This is a genomic window from Chitinophaga silvatica, from assembly GCF_003419895.1.
GTDB classification, from domain to species: domain Bacteria; phylum Bacteroidota; class Bacteroidia; order Chitinophagales; family Chitinophagaceae; genus Chitinophaga; species Chitinophaga silvatica.
On record NZ_QPMM01000001.1, the window covers coordinates 342,577 to 362,732 of the forward strand.

General features: G+C 40.2%; 17 protein-coding genes. 11 read left to right on the forward strand and 6 right to left on the reverse strand.

Annotated elements, in window-relative coordinates; all coding sequences use genetic code 11:
• Window positions 1-81 precede the first annotated feature (81 nt).
• From DVR12_RS01295 to DVR12_RS01310, 4 genes are all read left to right on the forward strand, one after another.
• Window positions 82-1,779: a GMC oxidoreductase gene (locus DVR12_RS01295; RefSeq protein WP_116973645.1), complete on the forward strand. Its 1,698-nt coding sequence runs from the start codon at window positions 82-84 to the stop codon at window positions 1,777-1,779.
• Window positions 1,780-1,874: 95 nt separating this feature from the next.
• Window positions 1,875-3,686 (forward strand): glycoside hydrolase family 35 protein, encoded by a 1,812-nt coding sequence (locus tag DVR12_RS01300; RefSeq protein ID WP_116973646.1) that lies wholly within the window; start codon window positions 1,875-1,877, stop codon window positions 3,684-3,686.
• Window positions 3,687-3,845: 159 nt separating this feature from the next.
• On the forward strand, window positions 3,846-4,346 hold the full coding sequence (locus DVR12_RS01305) for a hypothetical protein (RefSeq protein ID WP_116973647.1): 501 nt from the start codon (window positions 3,846-3,848) through the stop codon (window positions 4,344-4,346).
• Between the two features lie 7 nt (window positions 4,347-4,353).
• A complete protein-coding gene (locus DVR12_RS01310; RefSeq protein WP_158563176.1) occupies window positions 4,354-4,881 on the forward strand; it encodes a hypothetical protein in 528 nt (175 codons plus the stop codon).
• Window positions 4,882-5,026: 145 nt separating this feature from the next.
• Here DVR12_RS01310 and DVR12_RS01315 read toward each other — a convergent pair whose 3' ends face one another.
• Entirely contained in the window at window positions 5,027-6,232 is a 1,206-nt protein-coding gene (locus DVR12_RS01315) for a hypothetical protein (protein ID WP_116973649.1), read from the reverse strand.
• A gap of 157 nt (window positions 6,233-6,389) precedes the next feature.
• Here DVR12_RS01315 and DVR12_RS01320 point away from each other — a divergent pair, with 157 nt between their 5' ends.
• Window positions 6,390-6,833, forward strand: coding sequence for a CBS domain-containing protein (locus DVR12_RS01320; protein WP_116974221.1), 444 nt, complete (start codon window positions 6,390-6,392; stop codon window positions 6,831-6,833).
• 65 nt (window positions 6,834-6,898) lie between these two features.
• Here the strand turns inward: DVR12_RS01320 and DVR12_RS01325 are convergent, their stop codons facing one another.
• A complete protein-coding gene (locus DVR12_RS01325; RefSeq protein ID WP_116973650.1) occupies window positions 6,899-9,337 on the reverse strand; it encodes an outer membrane beta-barrel protein in 2,439 nt (812 codons plus the stop codon).
• 430 nt (window positions 9,338-9,767) lie between these two features.
• On the reverse strand, window positions 9,768-11,036 hold the full coding sequence (locus DVR12_RS01330; protein WP_116973651.1) for an aspartate kinase: 1,269 nt from the start codon (window positions 11,034-11,036) through the stop codon (window positions 9,768-9,770).
• Window positions 11,037-11,175: 139 nt separating this feature from the next.
• Here DVR12_RS01330 and fbp point away from each other — a divergent pair, with 139 nt between their 5' ends.
• From fbp to DVR12_RS01355, 5 genes are all read left to right on the forward strand, one after another.
• Window positions 11,176-12,186, forward strand: a complete 1,011-nt coding sequence (gene fbp, locus DVR12_RS01335; RefSeq protein ID WP_116973652.1) for a class 1 fructose-bisphosphatase — start codon at window positions 11,176-11,178, stop codon at window positions 12,184-12,186.
• A gap of 178 nt (window positions 12,187-12,364) precedes the next feature.
• Window positions 12,365-12,856 carry a CAP domain-containing protein gene (locus tag DVR12_RS01340; protein WP_116973653.1) on the forward strand — a complete coding sequence of 164 codons (492 nt, stop codon included), beginning with the start codon at window positions 12,365-12,367 and terminating at the stop codon, window positions 12,854-12,856.
• Between the two features lie 155 nt (window positions 12,857-13,011).
• A complete protein-coding gene (locus DVR12_RS01345; protein ID WP_116973654.1) occupies window positions 13,012-13,776 on the forward strand; it encodes an ABC transporter ATP-binding protein in 765 nt (254 codons plus the stop codon).
• A gap of 9 nt (window positions 13,777-13,785) precedes the next feature.
• Window positions 13,786-14,313, forward strand: coding sequence for a YfiT family bacillithiol transferase (locus DVR12_RS01350; RefSeq protein WP_116973655.1), 528 nt, complete (start codon window positions 13,786-13,788; stop codon window positions 14,311-14,313).
• Window positions 14,314-14,333: 20 nt separating this feature from the next.
• Window positions 14,334-14,894: an NUDIX hydrolase gene (locus tag DVR12_RS01355; protein WP_116973656.1), complete on the forward strand. Its 561-nt coding sequence runs from the start codon at window positions 14,334-14,336 to the stop codon at window positions 14,892-14,894.
• 4 nt (window positions 14,895-14,898) lie between these two features.
• Here DVR12_RS01355 and DVR12_RS01360 read toward each other — a convergent pair whose 3' ends face one another.
• The 3 genes from DVR12_RS01360 to DVR12_RS01370 form a co-directional block, all read right to left on the reverse strand.
• Window positions 14,899-16,188 carry a bifunctional folylpolyglutamate synthase/dihydrofolate synthase gene (locus DVR12_RS01360; protein ID WP_233522110.1) on the reverse strand — a complete coding sequence of 430 codons (1,290 nt, stop codon included), beginning with the start codon at window positions 16,186-16,188 and terminating at the stop codon, window positions 14,899-14,901.
• 18 nt (window positions 16,189-16,206) lie between these two features.
• Complete coding sequence (locus tag DVR12_RS01365) at window positions 16,207-17,676, reverse strand: DUF5723 family protein (RefSeq protein ID WP_116973657.1); 1,470 nt, start codon at window positions 17,674-17,676, stop codon at window positions 16,207-16,209.
• A gap of 165 nt (window positions 17,677-17,841) precedes the next feature.
• The gene (locus DVR12_RS01370) at window positions 17,842-18,738 is read right to left on the reverse strand and encodes a hypothetical protein (RefSeq protein ID WP_158563177.1); all 897 of its coding nucleotides are present in this window, start codon (window positions 18,736-18,738) and stop codon (window positions 17,842-17,844) included.
• Between the two features lie 125 nt (window positions 18,739-18,863).
• On the opposite strand from DVR12_RS01370, the gene DVR12_RS01375 reads away from it, so the two are divergent.
• A complete protein-coding gene (locus DVR12_RS01375) occupies window positions 18,864-20,096 on the forward strand; it encodes an MFS transporter (RefSeq protein ID WP_116973659.1) in 1,233 nt (410 codons plus the stop codon).
• Window positions 20,097-20,156: the final 60 nt, after the last annotated feature.

Below are 20,156 nucleotides of genomic sequence, written 5' to 3' on the forward strand. Positions count from 1 at the left end.
GAAAGATCGAAGCAGGAAAATATCATACTTGCTTCGATCTTTCATATTACTCCACTTAATGCCAATATAAATATCACTTGTATGAATCTGAACATTAAAGCTGAAAAGGAAAATACATACGACGCAATCGTTGTAGGTTCTGGTATCAGTGGTGGTTGGGCCGCCAAAGAACTTTGTGAAAAAGGGCTTAAAACCCTGGTTTTGGAAAGAGGCCGGAATGTGGAGCATATCAAAGACTATACTACTGCAACCAAAGCTCCCTGGGAGTTTGGCCACCATTTGCAGCATACTAATAAAATGAGAGAAGATCACCCCATTCAAAGCCGTTGCTATGCTTTCGATGAAGGTACTCAACAGTTTTGGGTGAATGATCTCGAGAATCCATATAATGAAGTCAAACCCTTCAACTGGTTACGTGGCTATCATGTAGGCGGCCGCTCATTAATGTGGGGCAGACAGGTATACAGATGGAGTGATCTCGATTTTAATGCCAACGCAATTGATGGCCATGGTGTTGATTGGCCTATCAGATATAAAGACATTGCTCCCTGGTACGAATATGTTGAAAAATACATTGGTGTAAGTGGTCAGGCAGAAGGATTACCACAATTACCTGATGGTGTATTTATGCCTGCAATGGAAATGAATTGCCTTGAAAAGCACGTAGCAGCCAGAGTAAAGGAACATTTCACCGATCGTATCATCACCATTGGTCGGGTAGCCCACGTTACTCAGAAACATAACGACAGAGGACCTTGTCAATATCGTAACCTTTGCGCCAGAGGATGCCCTTTTACAGGTTACTTCAGTAGTAATGGTGTTACATTACCAGCGGCCGCTAAAACCGGAAATCTCACCCTCCGCCCAGATTCTATCGTTTTGGAAGTATTATACGATAAAGATAAAAGTAAGGCTACCGGCGTGAGAGTAATGGATTCGCATACCCTCCAAACTGTAGAGTATTATGCCAACATCATTTTCCTCAATGCTTCTACTTTAGGTACCAGCTGGATTATGCTCAACTCAGTATCAGACCGCTTCCCTAACGGATTTGGTAATGATAGTGGACAACTGGGTCATAACCTGATGGATCACCACTTTGGTGTGGGTGCCTGGGGCGAATATGATGGATTCGAAGATCAATACTACAGCAGTGGAAGAAGACCTAACGGTATTTATATTCCTCGCTTCCGAAATGTGAACGAAAAAACGAAACAGGCCGACTATGTACGCGGATTTGGCTATCAGGGTGGTGCCGGTCGTGGCAGAGGTACCAGTTGGGAAGGTATTGGTGTGCAACTGAAAGAATCTCAGACCGAACCTGGCAAATGGGGTATGGGTATAGGTTCCTGGGGTGAACACTTGCCATATTTCGAGAATAAAGTAGCACTCAACAAAGACAAAAAAGATAAGTACGGACTTCCTACCTTGGATATAGATTGCGAGTTCAAAGCCAATGAAAAGGCGATGAGAAAAGATATGAAGGCCAGTGCCATGGAAATGCTGGAAGCGGCAGGACTGAAAAATGTTGGTGGTTATGATGAAGCGCCACCTCCGGGTCATTGTATCCATGAAATGGGAACTGCACGCATGGGCCGCGATCCTAAAACTTCAGTACTCAATGGTTTTAACCAGGTGCATGCTGCTAAAAATGTATTCGTGACGGATGGTGCCTGCATGACTTCTTCTTCATGTGTAAACCCATCTATTACTTATATGGCTTTAACAGCAAGAGCATGTGATCATGCTGTTAGTGAGCTTAAGAAAGGAAATATCTAAAAATATGAATACGCTTACGGTACGGAATACACGTAAACCGTAAGCGTATTTTTCGAAATATGCGCGTAAATTGTGCGCACGATAATAGTTGAACAATGAAAAAACTGCTCTTTTACAGTGCATTTGCACTGTCGTGCTGGTTAGCGCTCCCTGTAAACGCACAACAACGCCATTCTTTTGTCTTATCGAAAACAGACTTCCTATTAGATAATAAGCCGTTTCAGATGGTCAGCGGGGAAATGCATCCTGCAAGAATTCCGCATGAATACTGGCGCCATCGTATTCAGATGGCGAAAGCAATGGGTTGTAATACCATCGCGGCTTATGTATTCTGGAATTATCATGAACCGGTAAAAGGGGAATTTGATTTTACAAACGGCAACCACAACATCGCTGAATTTATTCGTATAGCCCAGGAAGAAGGAATGTGGGTGCTGTTGCGCCCTGGGCCTTATGTCTGTGCAGAATGGGAATTTGGTGGCTTACCACCATACCTGCTTGAGATCCCCGATATTAAAGTTCGGTGCATGGATCCACGTTATATGGAGGCAGTAAAACAGTATGTCGGAAAATTGGCTGCTGAAGTAAAACCGCTTCTGGTGACCAATGGAGGCCCTATTGTAATGGTGCAGATAGAGAATGAATACGGTAGTTACGGAAACGATAAAACGTACTTAAATACCCTGAAAGACTTATGGGTTAATAATGGAATTAATGTTCCGTTCTATACATCAGATGGGGCTACTGCTTATATGCTTGAAGCAGGGGGAGTAGACGGCGCGGCAATAGGACTGGATTCTGGTAGCTCTGAAGAAGATTTTGCAGCAGCCCGTAAACAAAACCCAAATGTTCCTTCCTTTAGCAGTGAAACCTATCCTGGTTGGCTTACACACTGGGGCGAACAATGGCAACGGACAGGCATCGACGGCATCACTAAGGAAGTGAAATTTTTGATGGACACCAAACGATCTTTTAATCTATATGTGATTCATGGAGGTACAAACTTTGGATTTACTGCCGGGGCCAATTCAGGAGGTAAAGGATATGAGCCGGATGTAACAAGTTATGATTACGATGCACCTATAAGTGAGCAGGGCGTTGCTACTCCAAAGTATATGGCATTACGACAATTAATGGCCAGCTATTTGCCTAAAGGCAAAAAGCTACCTGCTATTCCGGCTGCTATTCCTACGATTACAATTCCAGCCGTTACACCAACTAATTATACCTCTATCTGGGATCATCTTCCCACTGCAATTAAAACACCGCAGCCTAAGCCGTTTGAGGCTTTTGGCCAGGACTATGGTTTTATGCTCTATAAGACCAAATTAATAGGACATAAAAACGGCAAACTTAGAATCAAAGACCTGCATGATTATGCAACTGTATTTCTGAATGGTAACTATATCGGAAAACTGGATCGTAGGTTAGGAGAAACATCTATAGACATACCGGTCAGCAATGTAAAAGATCCGGTGCTTGAAATATTGGTAGAAGGTATGGGGCGCATCAACTTTGCGGATGCAATGATAGATCGGAAAGGTATTACAGATAGGGTGGTACTTAACGGAATGACCTTAATGGATTGGGAAGTATTTTCTCTGCCATTGAACGATGACTTTGTGAAAACACTGACTCCATCTTCCAACCATACAACTAAACCAGGTCAGTTTTTTAAAGCAACATTCAATATCGAGAAACCTGGAGATACTTACATAGATATGTCGGGTTATGAGAAGGGAATGGTTTGGGTGAATGGCCACAACCTGGGCCGTTACTGGCAAATTGGGCCGCAGAAAAGGTTGTATTGTCCGGCGCCGTGGTTGAAAAAAGGTGAAAATGAGATAATGATTTTTGATCAGCATCAGCTGGTGGTGAAGGAAGTGACTTCGGCGAGGGAATTATAAAAGAAATATCAATCACAATAATAAATGCATCCGTACCAGGATGCATTTATTATTTTTAAATAATTAATTATCAATGTTTTATTAAATAAAATTGACAAATTTTGAAAATTATTTTCAAAATTTGTCAATTTTATTTAAATTCGAAGAAATGATTTTTGAATGTTTGTTAATGAGGTACAAACCGGTAATCTTATTGAAGTTGAAGTTGTTGAAATAGAAGAAAAAGACTTTGAATTTCTAAGTGAAAAGGATTCTCAATTCAAAGTATTTGTCTGGAAAGAATACAAGGGGAAAGAAGTTTACAAATTGAGATTAAAGGATAGCAAGGCAATTTTAGGTTTAATGCATATTGTGGACCACCTAAATCCCAATATCGATGCAATTGAAATTAAATTACTGGAGGTTAGAAATGATAATATTGGAAAGTCAAAAAAATACGATTTTATAACTGGTTGTCTCATTGCATTTGCATGTAGAATGTCATTTATACGTGAGCATAATGGCTTCCTCTTTCTAATTCCCAAAACCAGTTTGATTAAACATTATAGCCAAAATTATGGATTAGAATATATTCCTCCTTTTGGACCAAACAAGACAGGGATTATGATTGTAAATGAGAAGTTAGCATATAGGCTAATTAAACAATTTTTGAATGAATAATAAGAGTATGAAATCGCAAAAGAAGACTGATAAATTGTCTAAGTATAAACCTGAAGATCTTGCTTCTTCTATTGTATTTCCTGGACCTGAAAATGAGAATGAAAGCAGGTTAGAGTTGGTTAGTCAATACAGAAAAGAATGGGAATCAAAACGAACACCAAAAGACCGCTTAATTTCTCAATTACTGCAACTTAAGTTTCAAATTGAAGAGGTGATTAGGTCGGATAAATATGATAAGGAAAAGCATTTTGGTTATTTCCTTAAAGAATATATTTCCTGTTTAGAAAAAAAGAATAAAGAGTTCGCTGAAGAGGTAGATGTTGATCCTACTGAATTAAGCCTCTTTATTAATAGAAGAAGGGATCCCCCAGAGAAATTTATTATTAGGTTGGAAATCCATTCTAATAAAAATTTTCCTGCTATTATGTGGTATAAATTAATTGAGAAGGAGAAAGAATATAAGTTGATGTACAATAATGATATTAGAGCAAGTGAATATGGGCATGTTAAAGGAAAATTGCGGATTTCTATTTAATAAATTAATTTATAATATATAATATATTTATTGTAAATAATTTAATTATTTGGAGCCAAATTTACTAACGCTAATCGGCTCAAGATTTGCCAAATTTTGAGCCGATTAATCAAATTAATCGGCTCAAGTAATACATTGTATTCCCTTACATCACCTTCGCCTTCAGTACTTCAAGATCCTTTTTCATCTGTGCATTTTCCTCTGTTACTTTCAGCAGATAAAGGGTAAGCTCTTCAACTTTCTCCAGTAGTTTTCGGTTCATTTCTCCTAAATCAATATCATTCTCTTTTATCTCTTTAGCACTAGGCATACCAGGTAGATGTTTGTTTTCTTTGATGAATGTTTTGACAGTGGTTAATTCGGGTAGCTTGTAATCATCAGCAAATACATAATCCGGCCAGGCTCCAGCTGCTTTTATTTTTATTTTTGTAAAAATCGCATCCCCATTTACGGCAAATTTGTAGCCTTTAGTATCGTCTGTACCTATTCCAACATTTCCATCATAGTTTATAGACAATCTGGAAGCCCCATTAGTAAATAGTTTTATGCCGCCATATCCGGATGCCAAAAGGGTAGGGCCTGTGCCTGTCCAGCTATCAAAAGCCCATTGTAAACCATAATGTGGTTGAAATTTACCATCATAAGGAAAACGGGTTGCCAGAACAGTTCCCAGATGACTACCTATTGGTATGGCAATATTACCTTCTTCGTTGATACGTAAACGTTCTTCCACACCAACCTTCCCTTTAGCAACTGTCATAATTCTTAAATAAGTCGGGTAGGATGAATTTTCTGTCCAGGCTCCGCTGCTGCGAGCTTCAATATAAGCGGCAGTTCTATAATCATATCCCGAAGGGTTTGCTCCAAATAATATCCCCCCAAATCTTTGATCGGCGGCAGTAGGAAAACCAGCATTATAAAGTCGGATAAATGCACCATTTACGTCGTTTAGAGCTGCTGTACTTGTAATACCGATGCCTGTTACTCCTGTATTAGTCACTACATGCAAGGGAAAATAAGGTTTGCTGGTTCCTAAACCAACCCATCCTATTCCATTTGCATTCAAAAGGGTATTGTTGCCATCCAGGTTAATGTTTAATGGTTTAGAGTTGAAAGTTTGAATATAGGCATTGTTGCTATCTACTCCCAGTCCAATTTTGCCTGTTCCAAATGTTAAAGTGAAAGGAAAGGTATTAACCTGGTTATAGGTGGTGCTGGTTGGTGGTACAATTTGCAAGGGAATGGTCGGTGGATTGATACCAATTCCAACCTTATCATAACTTACAATCTGTGCCTGAACAAAAGTTGGCAATATGCATGCTGCAGCAAGAATAGGGATAATTCTTTTCATTTGATTTACTTAAAGTTGTGAGGATTACGGGTTGTTTAACAATGAGGTAATTTACCAATCTAATGAGGATTTTACAAGTACTATTGCATTTACAAGCAAAAATGCTTATCTTCAGAATGGTGGTTTTTCATTTATTTACTCTCTTAAATGCCTTGCAATGGGAAAAGTTCGTAACATCCTGCAGGTGAAGGGCCATGCAGTTTACTCTATCAAACCAGACAACACGGTATTTGAAGCACTTCAGCAATTAGTAGATCACAACATCGGCGCATTAACAGTAGTAGACGACCAAAACAATGTACTGGGTATCTTTTCAGAGCGTGACTATGCTCGCCGCGTTATGCTAAAAGGACGTACCTCTAAGGAAACACTGATTAAAGAAATTATGACCGGACATCCTTTCACCGTGTCAGAAGATGATTCTATCGAGTCCTGTATGCAACTAATGACGGACAAGCACATACGCCATTTACCTGTAATTGACGACAAAAACAGACTTATCGGGTTAATTTCTATCGGTGATGTAGTAAAATATATTATCGATGATCAGCGCCATATTATTACCAGTCTGGAGGGTTACATTAAAGGCACCCATACCTAAAAAAAATACCGGTCATCATGCTCTGACCGGTATTGTGCTATGTTAAGGAAATAAGGAACGATTTATCATCCAGCTCTCTTTTGTTCATCACTTGTACCAGTTTTTCTTTCTCTTGCTGCTTTAATGCTATTGCTACCAAAGCGGTATGCAAAATAAAGATTAACGGTTCTGAACTGCCATGTATTAAAGATTCCCAGGCGTACATTACCATACTCGGCAGCTCCTCGGTAGCTTTCATTACGAAGGATATTGTTTACGCTGACTTTTACTGTGGCATTCTTATTAAGAAACTGTTTCTGGATACCCAGGTTTAGATTATACTGGCTGTATCCCCTGAATATGCTATATACAAATGGAGAGTTATAGTATGCCATTACCTCCATTTTCATGTCCTTGGGCAGCGTAATTGTATTGGTGCTGTTTATATAATAGTTCACACTGGTTGTTGTAAATGCTACCTTATTTAGATCCTCAAATCTGTATCTGTTGTAGGAAGCATCTATATTATTAGTACTCGTCCACCATTTTGTCACTTCAAATGGAAGCGTAAACAACAGGCTACCTACATCAACATTATCATAGTTCCTTTGCGTACTGATCGAGGCTTTATTGACTTCATCAAAATAAATAAATTCTTCCATCATATCAGTGGTCCGTGTATATCTGAGGGTAGCTATATACTTCTCTCTGAAAGTATATGCAAACTCCGCGATATTACTGTACTGAGGCCTCAGATATGGATTACCCTTACCATATGTATATTTATCCAGGTAGAACATAAAAGGATTTAGCTGACCATAACCCGGACGCTCAATTCTTCTCGATAAAACCAGGGTAAGTTTATCTTTTGGGTTTAAAGCCTGTTCAATTGCAATATTCGGGAAGAAGTCGGTATATGACCGTGAAACTGTAGAATTTGTTGAAAATGAATGACCGGTAGAAGAGGTGTTTTCTACTCTAAGTCCTAATTGTACATTGGTTTTGTTGATCTGCTGCTTATAACTACCATATGCTGCATAGATATTTTCTTCATATTCAAATTGATCACTCAATCTGGGAATAGTTACAAAGGCTCCATGATACAGAGAATCAAACAACATTCTGTTGGTAGTAGTTACAAAGCTTGCTTTCAATCCCGCTTCCAGCTTGGTATTCTTGTTCAATGGCCAGCTAAGGTCCGTTTTTAGGCTTTTTATGATAACCTGGTTATTATTCAGATTGCGAATGCTGTTCGGACTACTATTGAATCCAGAGTGATTATCATACATGCTATCAGTTAGATTCAAAGTACGTTGACTATTAAACTGTGCATAATCTGCATCAAAACTAATTTCTCTACCTCCGGCAGAATCAATTACGCCTTTGTAATTGAGGTTAACTGTGATGTTATCGAATTTGTTCCTATTACTGGTAAGTGAATTTAATGTCGAATCAGTGGCTTTACCGGGGCGACCCAGGTAGGTTTGACTGTATAAATCACTACTAAAACTATTTTTATATCCACTTGCTAAAACTCCAATGGTATTTTTATCATTAAGGAAATAATCCATTCCTAATTTCAGATAGTTGTTTTTAAAACGATTACGTTGAAAAATATCCTGAAAAAGGCTAGTCTCGCCACCATCTGAATCTTTAACTACTCTATCATACTTTCTGGTAACCAGTCTTGGATTATCGCCCTGGTCCAGATTTCCGAAGAGGTTAAATTTCTCTGTTCTCCAGTTGAAATTTCCCGATACACCATAACGGCCATAAACAGACTGAGTAAGGGTGGTACTGATATTGCCATTTATACCAGTCATCTTTCCTTTTTTTGTTTTTATATTGATGATCCCACCATTTCCAGCTGCTTCGTATTTCGCTGATGGACTGGTGATAATCTCAATATTGGCAATACTTTCACCAGGCATTGTTTTAAGAAGGTTAGATAATTGCTCACCACTCAGGTAAGTTAATTTACCGTCTATCATCACTGTTACACTCTGACCTTTGAGCATCACATTTTCATTATTATCAACCTGTACACCTGGGGCCCTGCGTAAGAGATCTAAAGCAGTGTTACCTGCTGCTGTAACACTGTTCTCTATATTTAAAACTGTTTTACCGGCAGAAGTTTCGATGTATGGTTTTACAGCAGTAATGTTAACTGCTTGTAAGTTTTTGCCGGAATTTGAGAGTTTTAAAGTGCCTACTTCAATAGTTTTATGGGTAGCATCTATCTTAAATGCAGGTACAAACAACGTTGTATAACCAACTTGTGACGCCTGAATGAAATAGTGTCCATCTTTAATTTTCTCAAACTGGCAGTCACCTGCTTCGGTGGTCAACTCTCCTTTTACTAATACAGAGTCTTTCACCGATTTGAGCATGATGGTAGTGAAGGGCAGGGGTTTGCCTTCTGCATCCTGGATTTTAAGTGTAATTTTTCCAGTCGGATTTTGTTGTGCAACTGCGCTTATAGCGCAGAACATAGCAATGCTAAGGGATACGACGATCTTTTTCATACTAGTATTCCTAGTTAAAATTTTTTCTCAAAAACAATAAAACCAATAAAAAAACTGATATAAAATGAATGGGTGCCTTAATTCAACCTTTGGGTTTTAAAATATAATTCCACTGCGCTTTTTACTACCGTTTGAAGTAAGCCAAAACGAACTGATTCTCGTTCAGTCACATTACTACATTCATTTGAGGGAGCAGAAGGAGTATCCTGGAAAGATCCAGGTCCGATTAGATATATAGGCAGTTTATCAGGGTTGCAAGCCGAAACAGGGTTCCGTTCTGTCATGAAGCTTGCACACACCAGAAAAAGGGCGAGCAAACTACTTAGACATAAAACTATAGCAACTTTTTTCATACCACGTTTTTTCTAAAGACGTACGGGTATAAAAAAAGTTGCACAGCGAAATAAAAAAATATGAGTACTGGATAATTTTATTTTTTCCAGAGGCGCTGAATTGTTGCAGCAGAGCGTTGTTCAAGCAGTACCTTATGGCCATTACTCACTTCTTCCAGCATAGCCGGCTGGTAATAGCGTACTGTCAGGAGTTCCAACCCTTCATTGTAAGCAATCTTAAATTGCTGGTGCAGCGTTTTAATCAGGAGCTCTATCTTTTCCGGATTATTATCGATACAGCAGGAGAAATTGATGGCTCCATTTTGCATCAGGTTAATTTTAACCTTCAGACCATGGAATATTTCGTAGATATCGCTAATCTTATCTTCTGTAATGAAGGAGTAATCCTTAGATGTAACGGTAAGCAATACCTGGTTTTTCTTTAGTACAATAATAGGTGGAAGCGTTTTGGTATCGGCTTCTTCTTTAATTACAGTTCCAGGAAGGTTTTTATCCAAAAAGCATTTCACATACAGCGGAATCTGCTTGTTTTGCAGAGGCTTAATGGTTTTAGGGTGAATTACCTGAGCTCCATAATACGCCATTTCAATTACTTCTGCATAACTGATTTCCGGAATATTTACAGTATTTGGGAAAAGTTTGGGGTCGGCATTTTTAAGGCCTTCCACATCTTTCCAGATAGTCTGGCTCTCAGCATCCAACATATTGGCAAATACGGCAGCAGAGTAGTCGCTTCCTTCCCTGCCCAGGGTGACGCTTTCATTTTGATCGGTACTACCAATGAAGCCCTGCGCTATTATGATATTGGCACTGTTAAAAAGAGGGGCTACCTTTTCAGTTACCTGTTTTTGGGTATATGCCCAATCTATATTGGCATCCCTGAAGTTATCATCAGTTCTGAAAATATCCCTTACATCCAGCCACTGATTGGTAAGTCCTATTGTATTAAAGTAGGCACTTACAATAGCTGTACTCAATAACTCACCAAGCCCAACCAATTGGTCGTAATAATAATCATAAGTGCGCATTGGCTTTTCGCCCAAAGTCCATTCAGCTTCTGTAAAGAACTGTTGTAATTGCTGGAAAAGCGGATGTTCGCGTGTTTCGAGCAGTCCTTCTGCTACCCGAAGGTGATTTTGTTCTATATTAAACAGCAGCTGGGCAGCAATTTCCCGTTTTCTTAAATAAAAACTTTCGGCTACTTTTTCCAGCTCATTAGTGGTTTTAGCCATTGCAGAAATGACAATCAGGAGCTTTTCGTCAGGAAAAGACTGTACAATCTGGCCTACTTGCCGAATACGTTCAATACTTTCTAAACTTGCACCACCAAACTTGAAAACCTTCATATGATAGTTTATCTCTTTTTAAAAAATTATTTGGCAAAGTACGGCAAGTTTAGAATTGTTTTAAAATCTCTTTACACATAAATGACAGTTTCATTAAAATAATGGCAATTGACTTAATTTTGCCTCACAAGCTAACGTTATGAATCTTAAGCAAAAAGTAATGACACTGGATGAATTTACTATCCAGGAGTTGCGTAATTATCCCGGTGCCACCGGTCAGTTATCTGGTTTACTGCGTGATATAGGGCTGGCAGCGAAACGAGTGAATGTGGAGGTTAATAAAGCGGGGATTGCCGATATCCTGGGAGAAGCAGGACGTACAAACGTACAAGGTGAGTCGGTTAAGAAACTGGATGAATTTGCAAATGAGCAGTTTATTAACTCATTGGAAACCAGTATTTATTGCTGTGGGGTAGCCTCAGAAGAGAACGAAAACTTCATCCCTTTTACAGATGAGCATTCCATGAAATCTAAATACGTGGTACTGCTCGACCCGTTAGATGGTTCCAGCAATATCGATGTAAATGTTTCTATAGGAACTATTTTCTCTGTATACCGTCGTCTTTCACCCGAAGGTTCGCCTTGCGAACTGGAAGACTTCCTTCAGCCTGGTACTCAGCAAATTGCAGCTGGCTATATTATATATGGTTCTTCTACCATGATGGTTTATGCAACCAGAAGAAGTGTACAAGGATTTACGCTCGACCCTTCCATTGGTGAATTCTGTTTATCACATCCTAACCTGAAATGCCCGGTAGAAAGTGATATCTTCTCTGTAAATGTTGGTTATTATCACCTCTATGAAGCAAAGATTCGTAGGTCTATAGACCATTTCATGGCCAGAAACGAGAACGACAGAATATATCGTCATCGCTTTGTTGGATGCATGGTAGCAGAAATACACAGAACACTCATCCAGGGTGGTATTTTCATGTACCCTGCCTTCGGAAAATATCTGTCCGGGCGCTTAAGACTTTGCTATGAATGCAATCCTATGTCTTTCATCATGGAGAAAGCAGGAGGAGTAGCTATGGCAAATGGAAAACAACGCTTGCTCGAACTTAAACCTGCCCAGTTGCATCAAAGAATTCCAATTTTCATCGGATCAAAAAAGATGATGGATACCTGGCAGCATATTGTAAACGAATAACAAAATAAAGTCGTTAGCATAAAAAAAAGACGTAGTCTCTACTCAATAGAGCTACGTCTTTTTCGTTTTTATAAAAATTTGGTATAACACTTGATAAACCTGGCTCAATTTTATAAGTCTTTATATCAATTATCTTTTTAATCATTCTTTATTTTTAATTATTAACCAGTTGTATTCTATGTTGATTTTGAAGAACCGGAGGATCTTTGTATTATTTGTTGCTTTGTTCGCAGTATTTCAGGCTAGTGCCTGTTCGAGAAGCACAGTAGCTCGGGATAGCAGCACTGCCGGAAGAGGAAGCCTCGAAGAACAGATCCTTTTTTATACTAACAGGTTCCGTCAATCCAAAGGGCTTAAACCATTGCAGTTAGATGCAACCATTAGTCAGCAGGCCCGCAATCACAGTAAAGACATGGCCAATGGAAGTACAGGTTTCGGCCACGAAGGTTTTGAGGACAGAGTTGCCGTTATCTCCAAGAAAATGGGTAGAGTAGCCGGAGCAGCAGAGAATGTTGCCTATGGCACTCTGGATGCCGAATCTGTTGTGAACGGATGGATCAAAAGCCCTGGCCACCGCAAAAATATGCTGGGCGACTATACACTTATTGGAATAGGAGCTGCCGACAAAGGTCGTATTACCTTCTTCACTCAGGTATTTATTAAACAGTAGCTCGCAGGCTCGCTGTTTTCTCGCAGAGACGCAAAGAAGCAAAGAGGCAAAGGAATTTAATCTAAAATATTCGCTTTCATCCTTATATTTCTTAATAAATTCCTTTGCCTCTTTGCTTCTTTGCGTCTTTGCGTGAAACTCCGTAACTTGGCCCCATGGAAAAGAAAAAGATCATAGAGGTAGATAATCTGGTTAAGAAGTATGGAGATTTTACCGCTGTCAAAGGAATTAGCTTTGAAGTGTACGAAGGTGAGATTTTTGGATTATTAGGCCCTAATGGCGCCGGAAAATCTACAACTCTCGAAATCATCGAAACACTGAGAGATAAAACCTCGGGTAAAGTAACGGTAGGTGGCTATGATCTTGACAAATCCCCGAATGATATCAAAAAGCTTATAGGTGTACAGCTTCAAAGTTCAGGATATTACCCTGGCCTTAATTTGCTGGAACTGATAGAAATGTTTGGAGGCTTGTATAATCAACCGGTTAAACCAATGGAATTATTGGGCATGTTTAACCTGGAAGATAAAGCCAAAGCACAATACAAAGAATTATCAGGTGGACAGAAGCAACGCTTTTCCATTGCTACCACACTTATAAACAAACCTCAGATCATTTTCCTGGATGAACCTACTACCGGTCTCGACCCTCAGGCCCGTCGCAATCTTTGGGATCTTATCCAGGATGTCCGTAATCAGGGTACTACAGTAGTTATTACTACCCATTACATGGATGAGGCAGAATTCCTGTGCGATAGATGTGCAATTGTTGATAGCGGCCTCATTATCGCTATCGATTCGCCGGATGCATTAATCGATAAACTAGTTTCTTCAGGTTTTGAAAGAAGAAAAGAAGTGAAGAAAGCGAATCTGGAAGATGTGTTTATTCACCTGACAGGAAAAGACCTAAGGGAAGAATAAAATCTTGCTATGGAAGCATTACAATACCCTATCGGCAAATTTGATCCTCCAACTGAGATCTCTGATGCCCAGCTTAAAAAGTATATCGATGATATACACTATCTCCCTCAGCTTATTGAACTGGCGGTTCAAAACCTGGATGAATTTCAGTTGCAAACACCTTACAGACCGGGAGGGTGGACCGTTGCCCAGGTAGTACATCACCTGCCCGACAGCCATATGAATGCCTATATTAGGATGAAACTGGCATTAACTGAAGAGAATCCTGACATCAAACCGTATGAAGAACAACTTTGGGCAGAATTGCCGGAAGTTACGGTTACTCCGGTGAATGTTTCTATCACGCTATTATATGCCCTGCATAAGCGATGGGTCAATACCTTTGAAAGCCTCACAGCTGCTGATTGGAATAAAACATTCCGTCACCCCGCCAATGGTACTACACAAAATCTGAAGACCCATGCCGCTAATTATTCATGGCATGGCCGTCATCATCTCGAACATATTTTAAAACTAAAGGAAAGAATGGGCTGGTAATACCTCCCAAATTGCAGGATATGAGTAATATGGACTGGAAACTCCTTTCTTCGGAGTATTTATTTAAAGACGATTGGTTAACAGCCAGAATTGATACTTGTCAGACTCCTGGCGGAAAAGTGATTACCCCGTATTATGTGCTTGAATACAGAGATTGGGTGAATGGCGTGGCTATCAGAGAAGATGGAATGGTAATTATGATCAGGCAATATCGACAAGGTATTGGTAAAACTTTATTGGAAATTCCAGGCGGTACTATGGATGAATCGGACCCGAGCCCCCTGTTTGCCATGCAAAGAGAAATGCTGGAAGAAACCGGATACGAGTTTAAGGACTGGGTTTCCTTAGGGAAAATAGCTCCTAATCCCGCATCCAGTAATAATTATACTCACTTGTTCCTGGCTACCGGTGGTGTAAAAGTCACAGACCAGAAGCTGGACCATAATGAAGAAATTGAGATAGAATTGATTTCGTTGGATGAATTGCAACAATTGGTACTTGAAAATAAATTAGAGCAAAGCCTTCATGTTACCTGTATTTTTTATGCGCTATTGCATTTAAAGAAAATGAAGATGCTTTAAGTTCTTACATTACTTCAGCTACTATAAAAAAACTACCGCATACCAATATCATGTCGTCTTTCTGCGCATGTTGTTTTGCTGCGTGTAAGGCTGCCTGTACCGAAGGATAGGCATGGCCATTTAACCCATTCGCTGCTCCCATTTCAGCCAATGCCACCTCATCGAGCGCCCTTGGTAATTGTGCCTTGCAGAAATAATAATGTGCAGTGGTCGGAAATAGTGGTAATACTTTATCTACTTCCTTGTCTTTTACGAAACCTACTACGATATGTAACTGCTGATAGTTGACATGCCTCAGTTGTTCCATTATTTCTGATATACCGGCTTCATTATGGCCAACATCCAAAACAGTTAAAGGATGGAGGTCTACAACATCCCAGCGGCCTCTTAAGCCGGTTAACTTTTTCACATGCGACAGGGCAGTAATTACGTGTTGCCAGCTGATATGCCATCCCTGCTGCTGTAACTGTTTAACGGCCGATAATACACCCATCAGGTTCTTTTCCTGGTATTGTCCGCTAAGGTCCAGCTTCAGGGTTCTCATCTGTTGTTCGGCAGTATCCAGTATTTGCACATCTAAATGCGCTTTATTGATGGTGCTTTGAGCTTCCATCCATTCCTGATCTGCAAAAACAATAGGGGAGTTATTTTCTTTTGCTTTATTGATAAATACTTCAGCTACTTCAGATTGTGTTTCACTAATTACAACAGGTATATTGGGTTTAATGATTCCCGCTTTCTCACTTGCAATCTGTGGCAAGGTGTCTCCTAATATTTGTTTATGGTCATAGCTGATATTAGTGATTACAGATAGCTCAGGAGTGATAACGTTTGTACTATCCAATCTTCCCCCTAAACCTACTTCAATAATGGCTATATCTACCTGTTGTTGCTGGAAATAACTGAAAGCCATAGCTACGGTCAGTTCAAAGAAAGAAGGTGCTATTTCAGCAATAGCTGGTTTCAGATTTTCAGTAAAGCTTGTTACAAATTCTTCCGACACCATTTCTCCATTTACTCTGATTCTTTCCCGAAAATCTATCAGGTGGGGCGAGGTATATAAACCGGTTTTGTAGCCTGCCTGTTGAAAAATTGCTGCCAGCATGTGGCTGGTAGAACCTTTACCATTGGTGCCGGCAATATGAATGGATTTAAAACTTTTATGTGGCTGTTGCAATTGGTCTAACAGCGCTATGGTATTATGCAGATCAGTTTTATAGGCACTTGCTCCAACTTTGGTAAACATGGGCAATTGTGCAAAGAGATAATCAATCGTTTCTTTGTAAGACGCCATATGGGAAAATTACAATGCTTAGTAATTATTCACCGGGCACCCCAACTGACGTTTACGCATTTTGAAAATACCCCCACCGTTAGAGTCGCCCCGGTCGAACATATTAGAGTTCAGTCGCAAAGCTACGAAAGCTGCGCCATGATCGATGCGTCTTTCAAATAAGTTGGTGAAAAGTGATGCGGCTCCTATAATCAATGGGCCGATCCGCACAGCACCACCTATATCTGCCTGTCCGTTATGGTTGATCGTAAGAGGCAGGTAGGCCCCAAAAAGACTTGTTTCATAACGGGGAGTAATGTTGAGTTGCGTAAGCGCATGGGTTTTGGTAATATCACGTTTACCTGCATTTAGGGCAACTATTGCATTAACTCCAATAAAAAACCGGTCATCAATATTATAATCTCCCATTAAATTCAAGGATGCAGGTAAAGTCATATTGAAAGTAGTATCCGACGGTACTGGTGTAAAGTAGTTGTTGAGTCGGCGTGCATACTGTTGCAGGCTTTCATTTTTTCTGTAAGTAATGTCGGATGGCACTACATGGTCTTTTGTCAGCTGTAGTGTTGCATTGTTTGCACCTTTTTGATATTTAATTCTTCCGATGTCATTAACTGAAATGCCTATACGAAATTTATATTCGTCGGCATCGGAGCTTTCATAGGTACCAAATCCGCCATTGTCGGGCCGATATTCATAAATGAAACCAATATCGGCTCCAATTCCATTATTCTGAAAGAGTTGCAGATTATTGATTGGTGATTTCTGCCAATGATCCAGTTCGGTGTTATAGCCATAATAGAGTGTGCCACTGGTAATCGCAGCATCTCTGCTATTATTGAGCGCAAAGTTGACATCTTTAACTGTGGCGTATCCTGCAGCTACTCCGCTGAGCAGTTTTAAGGTGATACCACCTTTCAATCTGCTGGTAAAACCTTGTTTGATTACTCTGGCGTAGCTGAATCCTAATTCATGCCATATGTGAGAGGAAACACCGGTTTGAGGAATAGTTAAGCTGGTGCCGGTAAAGGATGGATTCGGAAAATTTACGCCAAAGAAATTTGCAATTGGGGTGGAAACATTACCGCCATTGCTGCTGCTGCGCATCCTCCATAGAAAGGAAACTGATTGTTTGTCATCAATACTGTATAATACTGAAGGGAGCACGATTTCAGCCATTTCCCATCCGTTTTGTTTTCTATTGGCTCCCTGATCCAAAAAGTAATCTCTGTTGAGTCGGAGAGTATCGGGCATATTGAACAGTACCGATTTCGGAACGCTGATATAAGTATTACCGGCATTGATGTCGGCGCCCATTATATTAAGATCCCATTTATAACGATAACCTGCGGCGGTGGCGGGGTTGGAAATGACGCCATAGATGCCGGCATAGTTGCTGGTATTATAGCCTGTGAAGCTTTGTGCCAACGCAATATTGGCCAGTAGCATAGCAGCTACGGTGCTAAAAAAGATACGGTTAAGATTGGTCATTGTTGGCAGTAAAAAACAGGTTTCTCGATAATGCACACGTAATCTGCACTTGATCATGCTCAAATTCATAGATAGTAAGGATGTAGGATCTATATTGCATTAGCACAGGTGGCACATATCCTGTTCCTCCTAGTTAAAAAGCCTGTTTGCTATTGCTGAGTATTATTATTCTGCTTTAAAATAAAAACGGATGGTGCCGAATTGCTCTTCCGGCGCATCTGGATTGGCATTGTACTTCAATTGCCCGCTTCTTGCTGCTTTCCTGGCAATTTCAATCAATTGTGGATTACTAATAGTGCTTCCTTTCATGCTAAAAGTGGCTGAAGTAACATTACCCTGCTGATCAACTTTAATGTTAATTGCAACATACCCGGTTTCAGTACCATCATAAGTCACCTGTGGGCGACCGATAAGGCTTCTGCCATTGAGGTGGAAGTCGGAACGTCCACCACCTAATCCACCACCTCCGGTATATCCGCTGGCGTTAGGATTGCCGTTTAGTTGCCCGCGGTCTCCTGGTTTGCCGGTATTTCCTTCACCGGTAGAGCTATTGGAACCATTGGCACCATTTCCACTATGAGCATTGGTGGTAGTTCCTCCTGCGAAAACTGCCTTAGGCTTCGGAGCCGGAGGAGCAGGTTGAGGAGGCGCTTCAGTTACTTTTTTAGTAGGTTGTTTAGTTGGCTTAGGCTCAACGATTTTCTTAGGTAATTCTTTTGGCTTCTCTACTGGTTTTTCCGGCTTTTTTACTTCCGGAGCCTCTTCTTCATCCTGAGTAACAATATCTTGCGGAGGTTCGCTTACTGTTTTTGCAACTTCAGGAACGCTTTCGGCAGGAGCAGGTTCTGAGGCGGCAGAACTGGGAGGGTTAGGGTTCAGTGGTTGTTCATTTCCCATCCCTTCATCGGAAGTTCCCAAATTCACTTCCATGCCCAGATCCTGGTTAGGAGGAGGCGGAGGAGCAGAAAAACTGGCAAATACTAATGCTATTAACAGCAAAGCATGTACGGCAATGGTAACACCTGCTGCCTGAATATTTTTTTTACCGTTGTTTTCCTCCATATAAGCCATATTGAGAGCCAGTTGAGGCCAAAGTTAATATTTTGAATATAAAAAATAGCTATCTTTCAAAAAGATGGATTGCAAAACTTTACAAAAACTATGCTACTTTCAATTCATCCCTTTTTATGAGATTAATTCAGCAGGCAATTCGCCTTTATCAAAACGCTTACACTGGTTTGTCCCCCGCTATCTGGTTACTTTCAGTGGTATTATTAATAAATCGTAGTGGCACAATGGTTATACCGTTTTTAACGGTTTATCTCACACAACAACTTCATTTTACAATTGCAGAAGCAGGATTGGTAATGGCCTGTTATGGTGCCGGCGCTATTGTTGGCGCGATGCTTGGCGGCTGGCTGTCGGATAAAATCGGCTTTTATCATGTACAGTTCTGGAGCCTCTTCTTAAACGGATTATTCTTCTTTTTATTGAGCCGGCTACATACTTTTACGCATATCTGTATGCTGGCTTTTATACAGGCCTCTGTTGCCGATGCATTCCGGCCTGCAAACAGCATTGCAATTGCTACTTATAGCTCTATAGAAAACAGAACCCGTTCGTATTCTCTGAATCGTTTGGCTGTAAATCTGGGTTGGTCTGTTGGCCCGGCCATAGGAGGGATTCTGGCAAGTATCAGTTACCAGTTTTTATTTTTTGCTGATGGATTCACCTGTATTCTTGCTGCTATAATTATGAGGATCTTTTTACCTCCTATAGCTGCTCCAAAGAAAACGCCTGAGAAAAAGGAAAAAGTGAAGTCAGATGGGGTGGCAAAAGATACTATCTACTTATGGTTCATCTTTTTTACGATGATTACTTCCATTTGTCTGTTCCAGTTTTCCAGCATTATTCCTCTTTATTTCAAGAATGTGCTGCATATGAAAGAGTGGCTGATAGGATTGAATATGTCGTTCAATGGTATTCTGATTGCGGTTGTAGAAATGGTAATGGTATACAGGCTGGAAGGCAAAAAGCCTAATCTCTACTATGTTGCCCGCGGAACAATGTTCGTTTCTATGGCTTATTTACTGATTAATTTATCACCCTATTTTCATCTGCTCACTATCGCATTCATGTTTGTAATTACGTTTGGAGAGATGTTTTGCCTGCCATTTATGAATAGCTTCTGGATAGCCAGAAGTAAAGATCATAACAGAGGACAGTATGCGGCTTTATTTACCATTGCCTACTCTGTGGCAAATATTGCTTCTCCTACTGCGGGTGCTTTTGTTGTAGAACATTTAGGATTTACCTATTGGTGGCTGATTACGGCTGCCACCTGTTTAGTAGCCGGAACCGGTTTCCTCTGGCTACAGAAAAAAGTGGCAAGCGCAGCAGTAACATACAAAAATTGTTAAACGATTATCAATAATTGCAAACTGATAGCGATTTTTGATATAAAAGTAGTAATATTGGTA

Excerpts from the sequence above, each read along its gene's own strand:
- DVR12_RS01320 (WP_116974221.1), top strand. The coding sequence starts at position 6,390 with ATGGGAAAAGTTCGTAACATCCTGCAGGTGAAGGGCCATGCAGTTTAC.
- DVR12_RS01370 (WP_158563177.1), bottom strand. The coding sequence starts at position 18,738 with ATGGAGGAAAACAACGGTAAAAAAAATATTCAGGCAGCAGGTGTTACC.
- DVR12_RS01295 (WP_116973645.1), top strand. The coding sequence starts at position 82 with ATGAATCTGAACATTAAAGCTGAAAAGGAAAATACATACGACGCAATC.
- DVR12_RS01305 (WP_116973647.1), top strand. The coding sequence starts at position 3,846 with ATGTTTGTTAATGAGGTACAAACCGGTAATCTTATTGAAGTTGAAGTT.
- DVR12_RS01350 (WP_116973655.1), top strand. The coding sequence starts at position 13,786 with ATGGAAGCATTACAATACCCTATCGGCAAATTTGATCCTCCAACTGAG.
- DVR12_RS01300 (WP_116973646.1), top strand. The coding sequence starts at position 1,875 with ATGAAAAAACTGCTCTTTTACAGTGCATTTGCACTGTCGTGCTGGTTA.
- fbp (WP_116973652.1), top strand. The coding sequence starts at position 11,176 with ATGAATCTTAAGCAAAAAGTAATGACACTGGATGAATTTACTATCCAG.
- DVR12_RS01315 (WP_116973649.1), bottom strand. The coding sequence starts at position 6,232 with ATGAAAAGAATTATCCCTATTCTTGCTGCAGCATGCATATTGCCAACT.
- DVR12_RS01360 (WP_233522110.1), bottom strand. The coding sequence starts at position 16,188 with ATGGCGTCTTACAAAGAAACGATTGATTATCTCTTTGCACAATTGCCC.
- DVR12_RS01310 (WP_158563176.1), top strand. The coding sequence starts at position 4,354 with ATGAAATCGCAAAAGAAGACTGATAAATTGTCTAAGTATAAACCTGAA.
- DVR12_RS01375 (WP_116973659.1), top strand. The coding sequence starts at position 18,864 with ATGAGATTAATTCAGCAGGCAATTCGCCTTTATCAAAACGCTTACACT.
- DVR12_RS01325 (WP_116973650.1), bottom strand. The coding sequence starts at position 9,337 with ATGAAAAAGATCGTCGTATCCCTTAGCATTGCTATGTTCTGCGCTATA.
- DVR12_RS01355 (WP_116973656.1), top strand. The coding sequence starts at position 14,334 with ATGAGTAATATGGACTGGAAACTCCTTTCTTCGGAGTATTTATTTAAA.
- DVR12_RS01340 (WP_116973653.1), top strand. The coding sequence starts at position 12,365 with ATGTTGATTTTGAAGAACCGGAGGATCTTTGTATTATTTGTTGCTTTG.
- DVR12_RS01365 (WP_116973657.1), bottom strand. The coding sequence starts at position 17,676 with ATGACCAATCTTAACCGTATCTTTTTTAGCACCGTAGCTGCTATGCTA.
- DVR12_RS01345 (WP_116973654.1), top strand. The coding sequence starts at position 13,012 with ATGGAAAAGAAAAAGATCATAGAGGTAGATAATCTGGTTAAGAAGTAT.
- DVR12_RS01330 (WP_116973651.1), bottom strand. The coding sequence starts at position 11,036 with ATGAAGGTTTTCAAGTTTGGTGGTGCAAGTTTAGAAAGTATTGAACGT.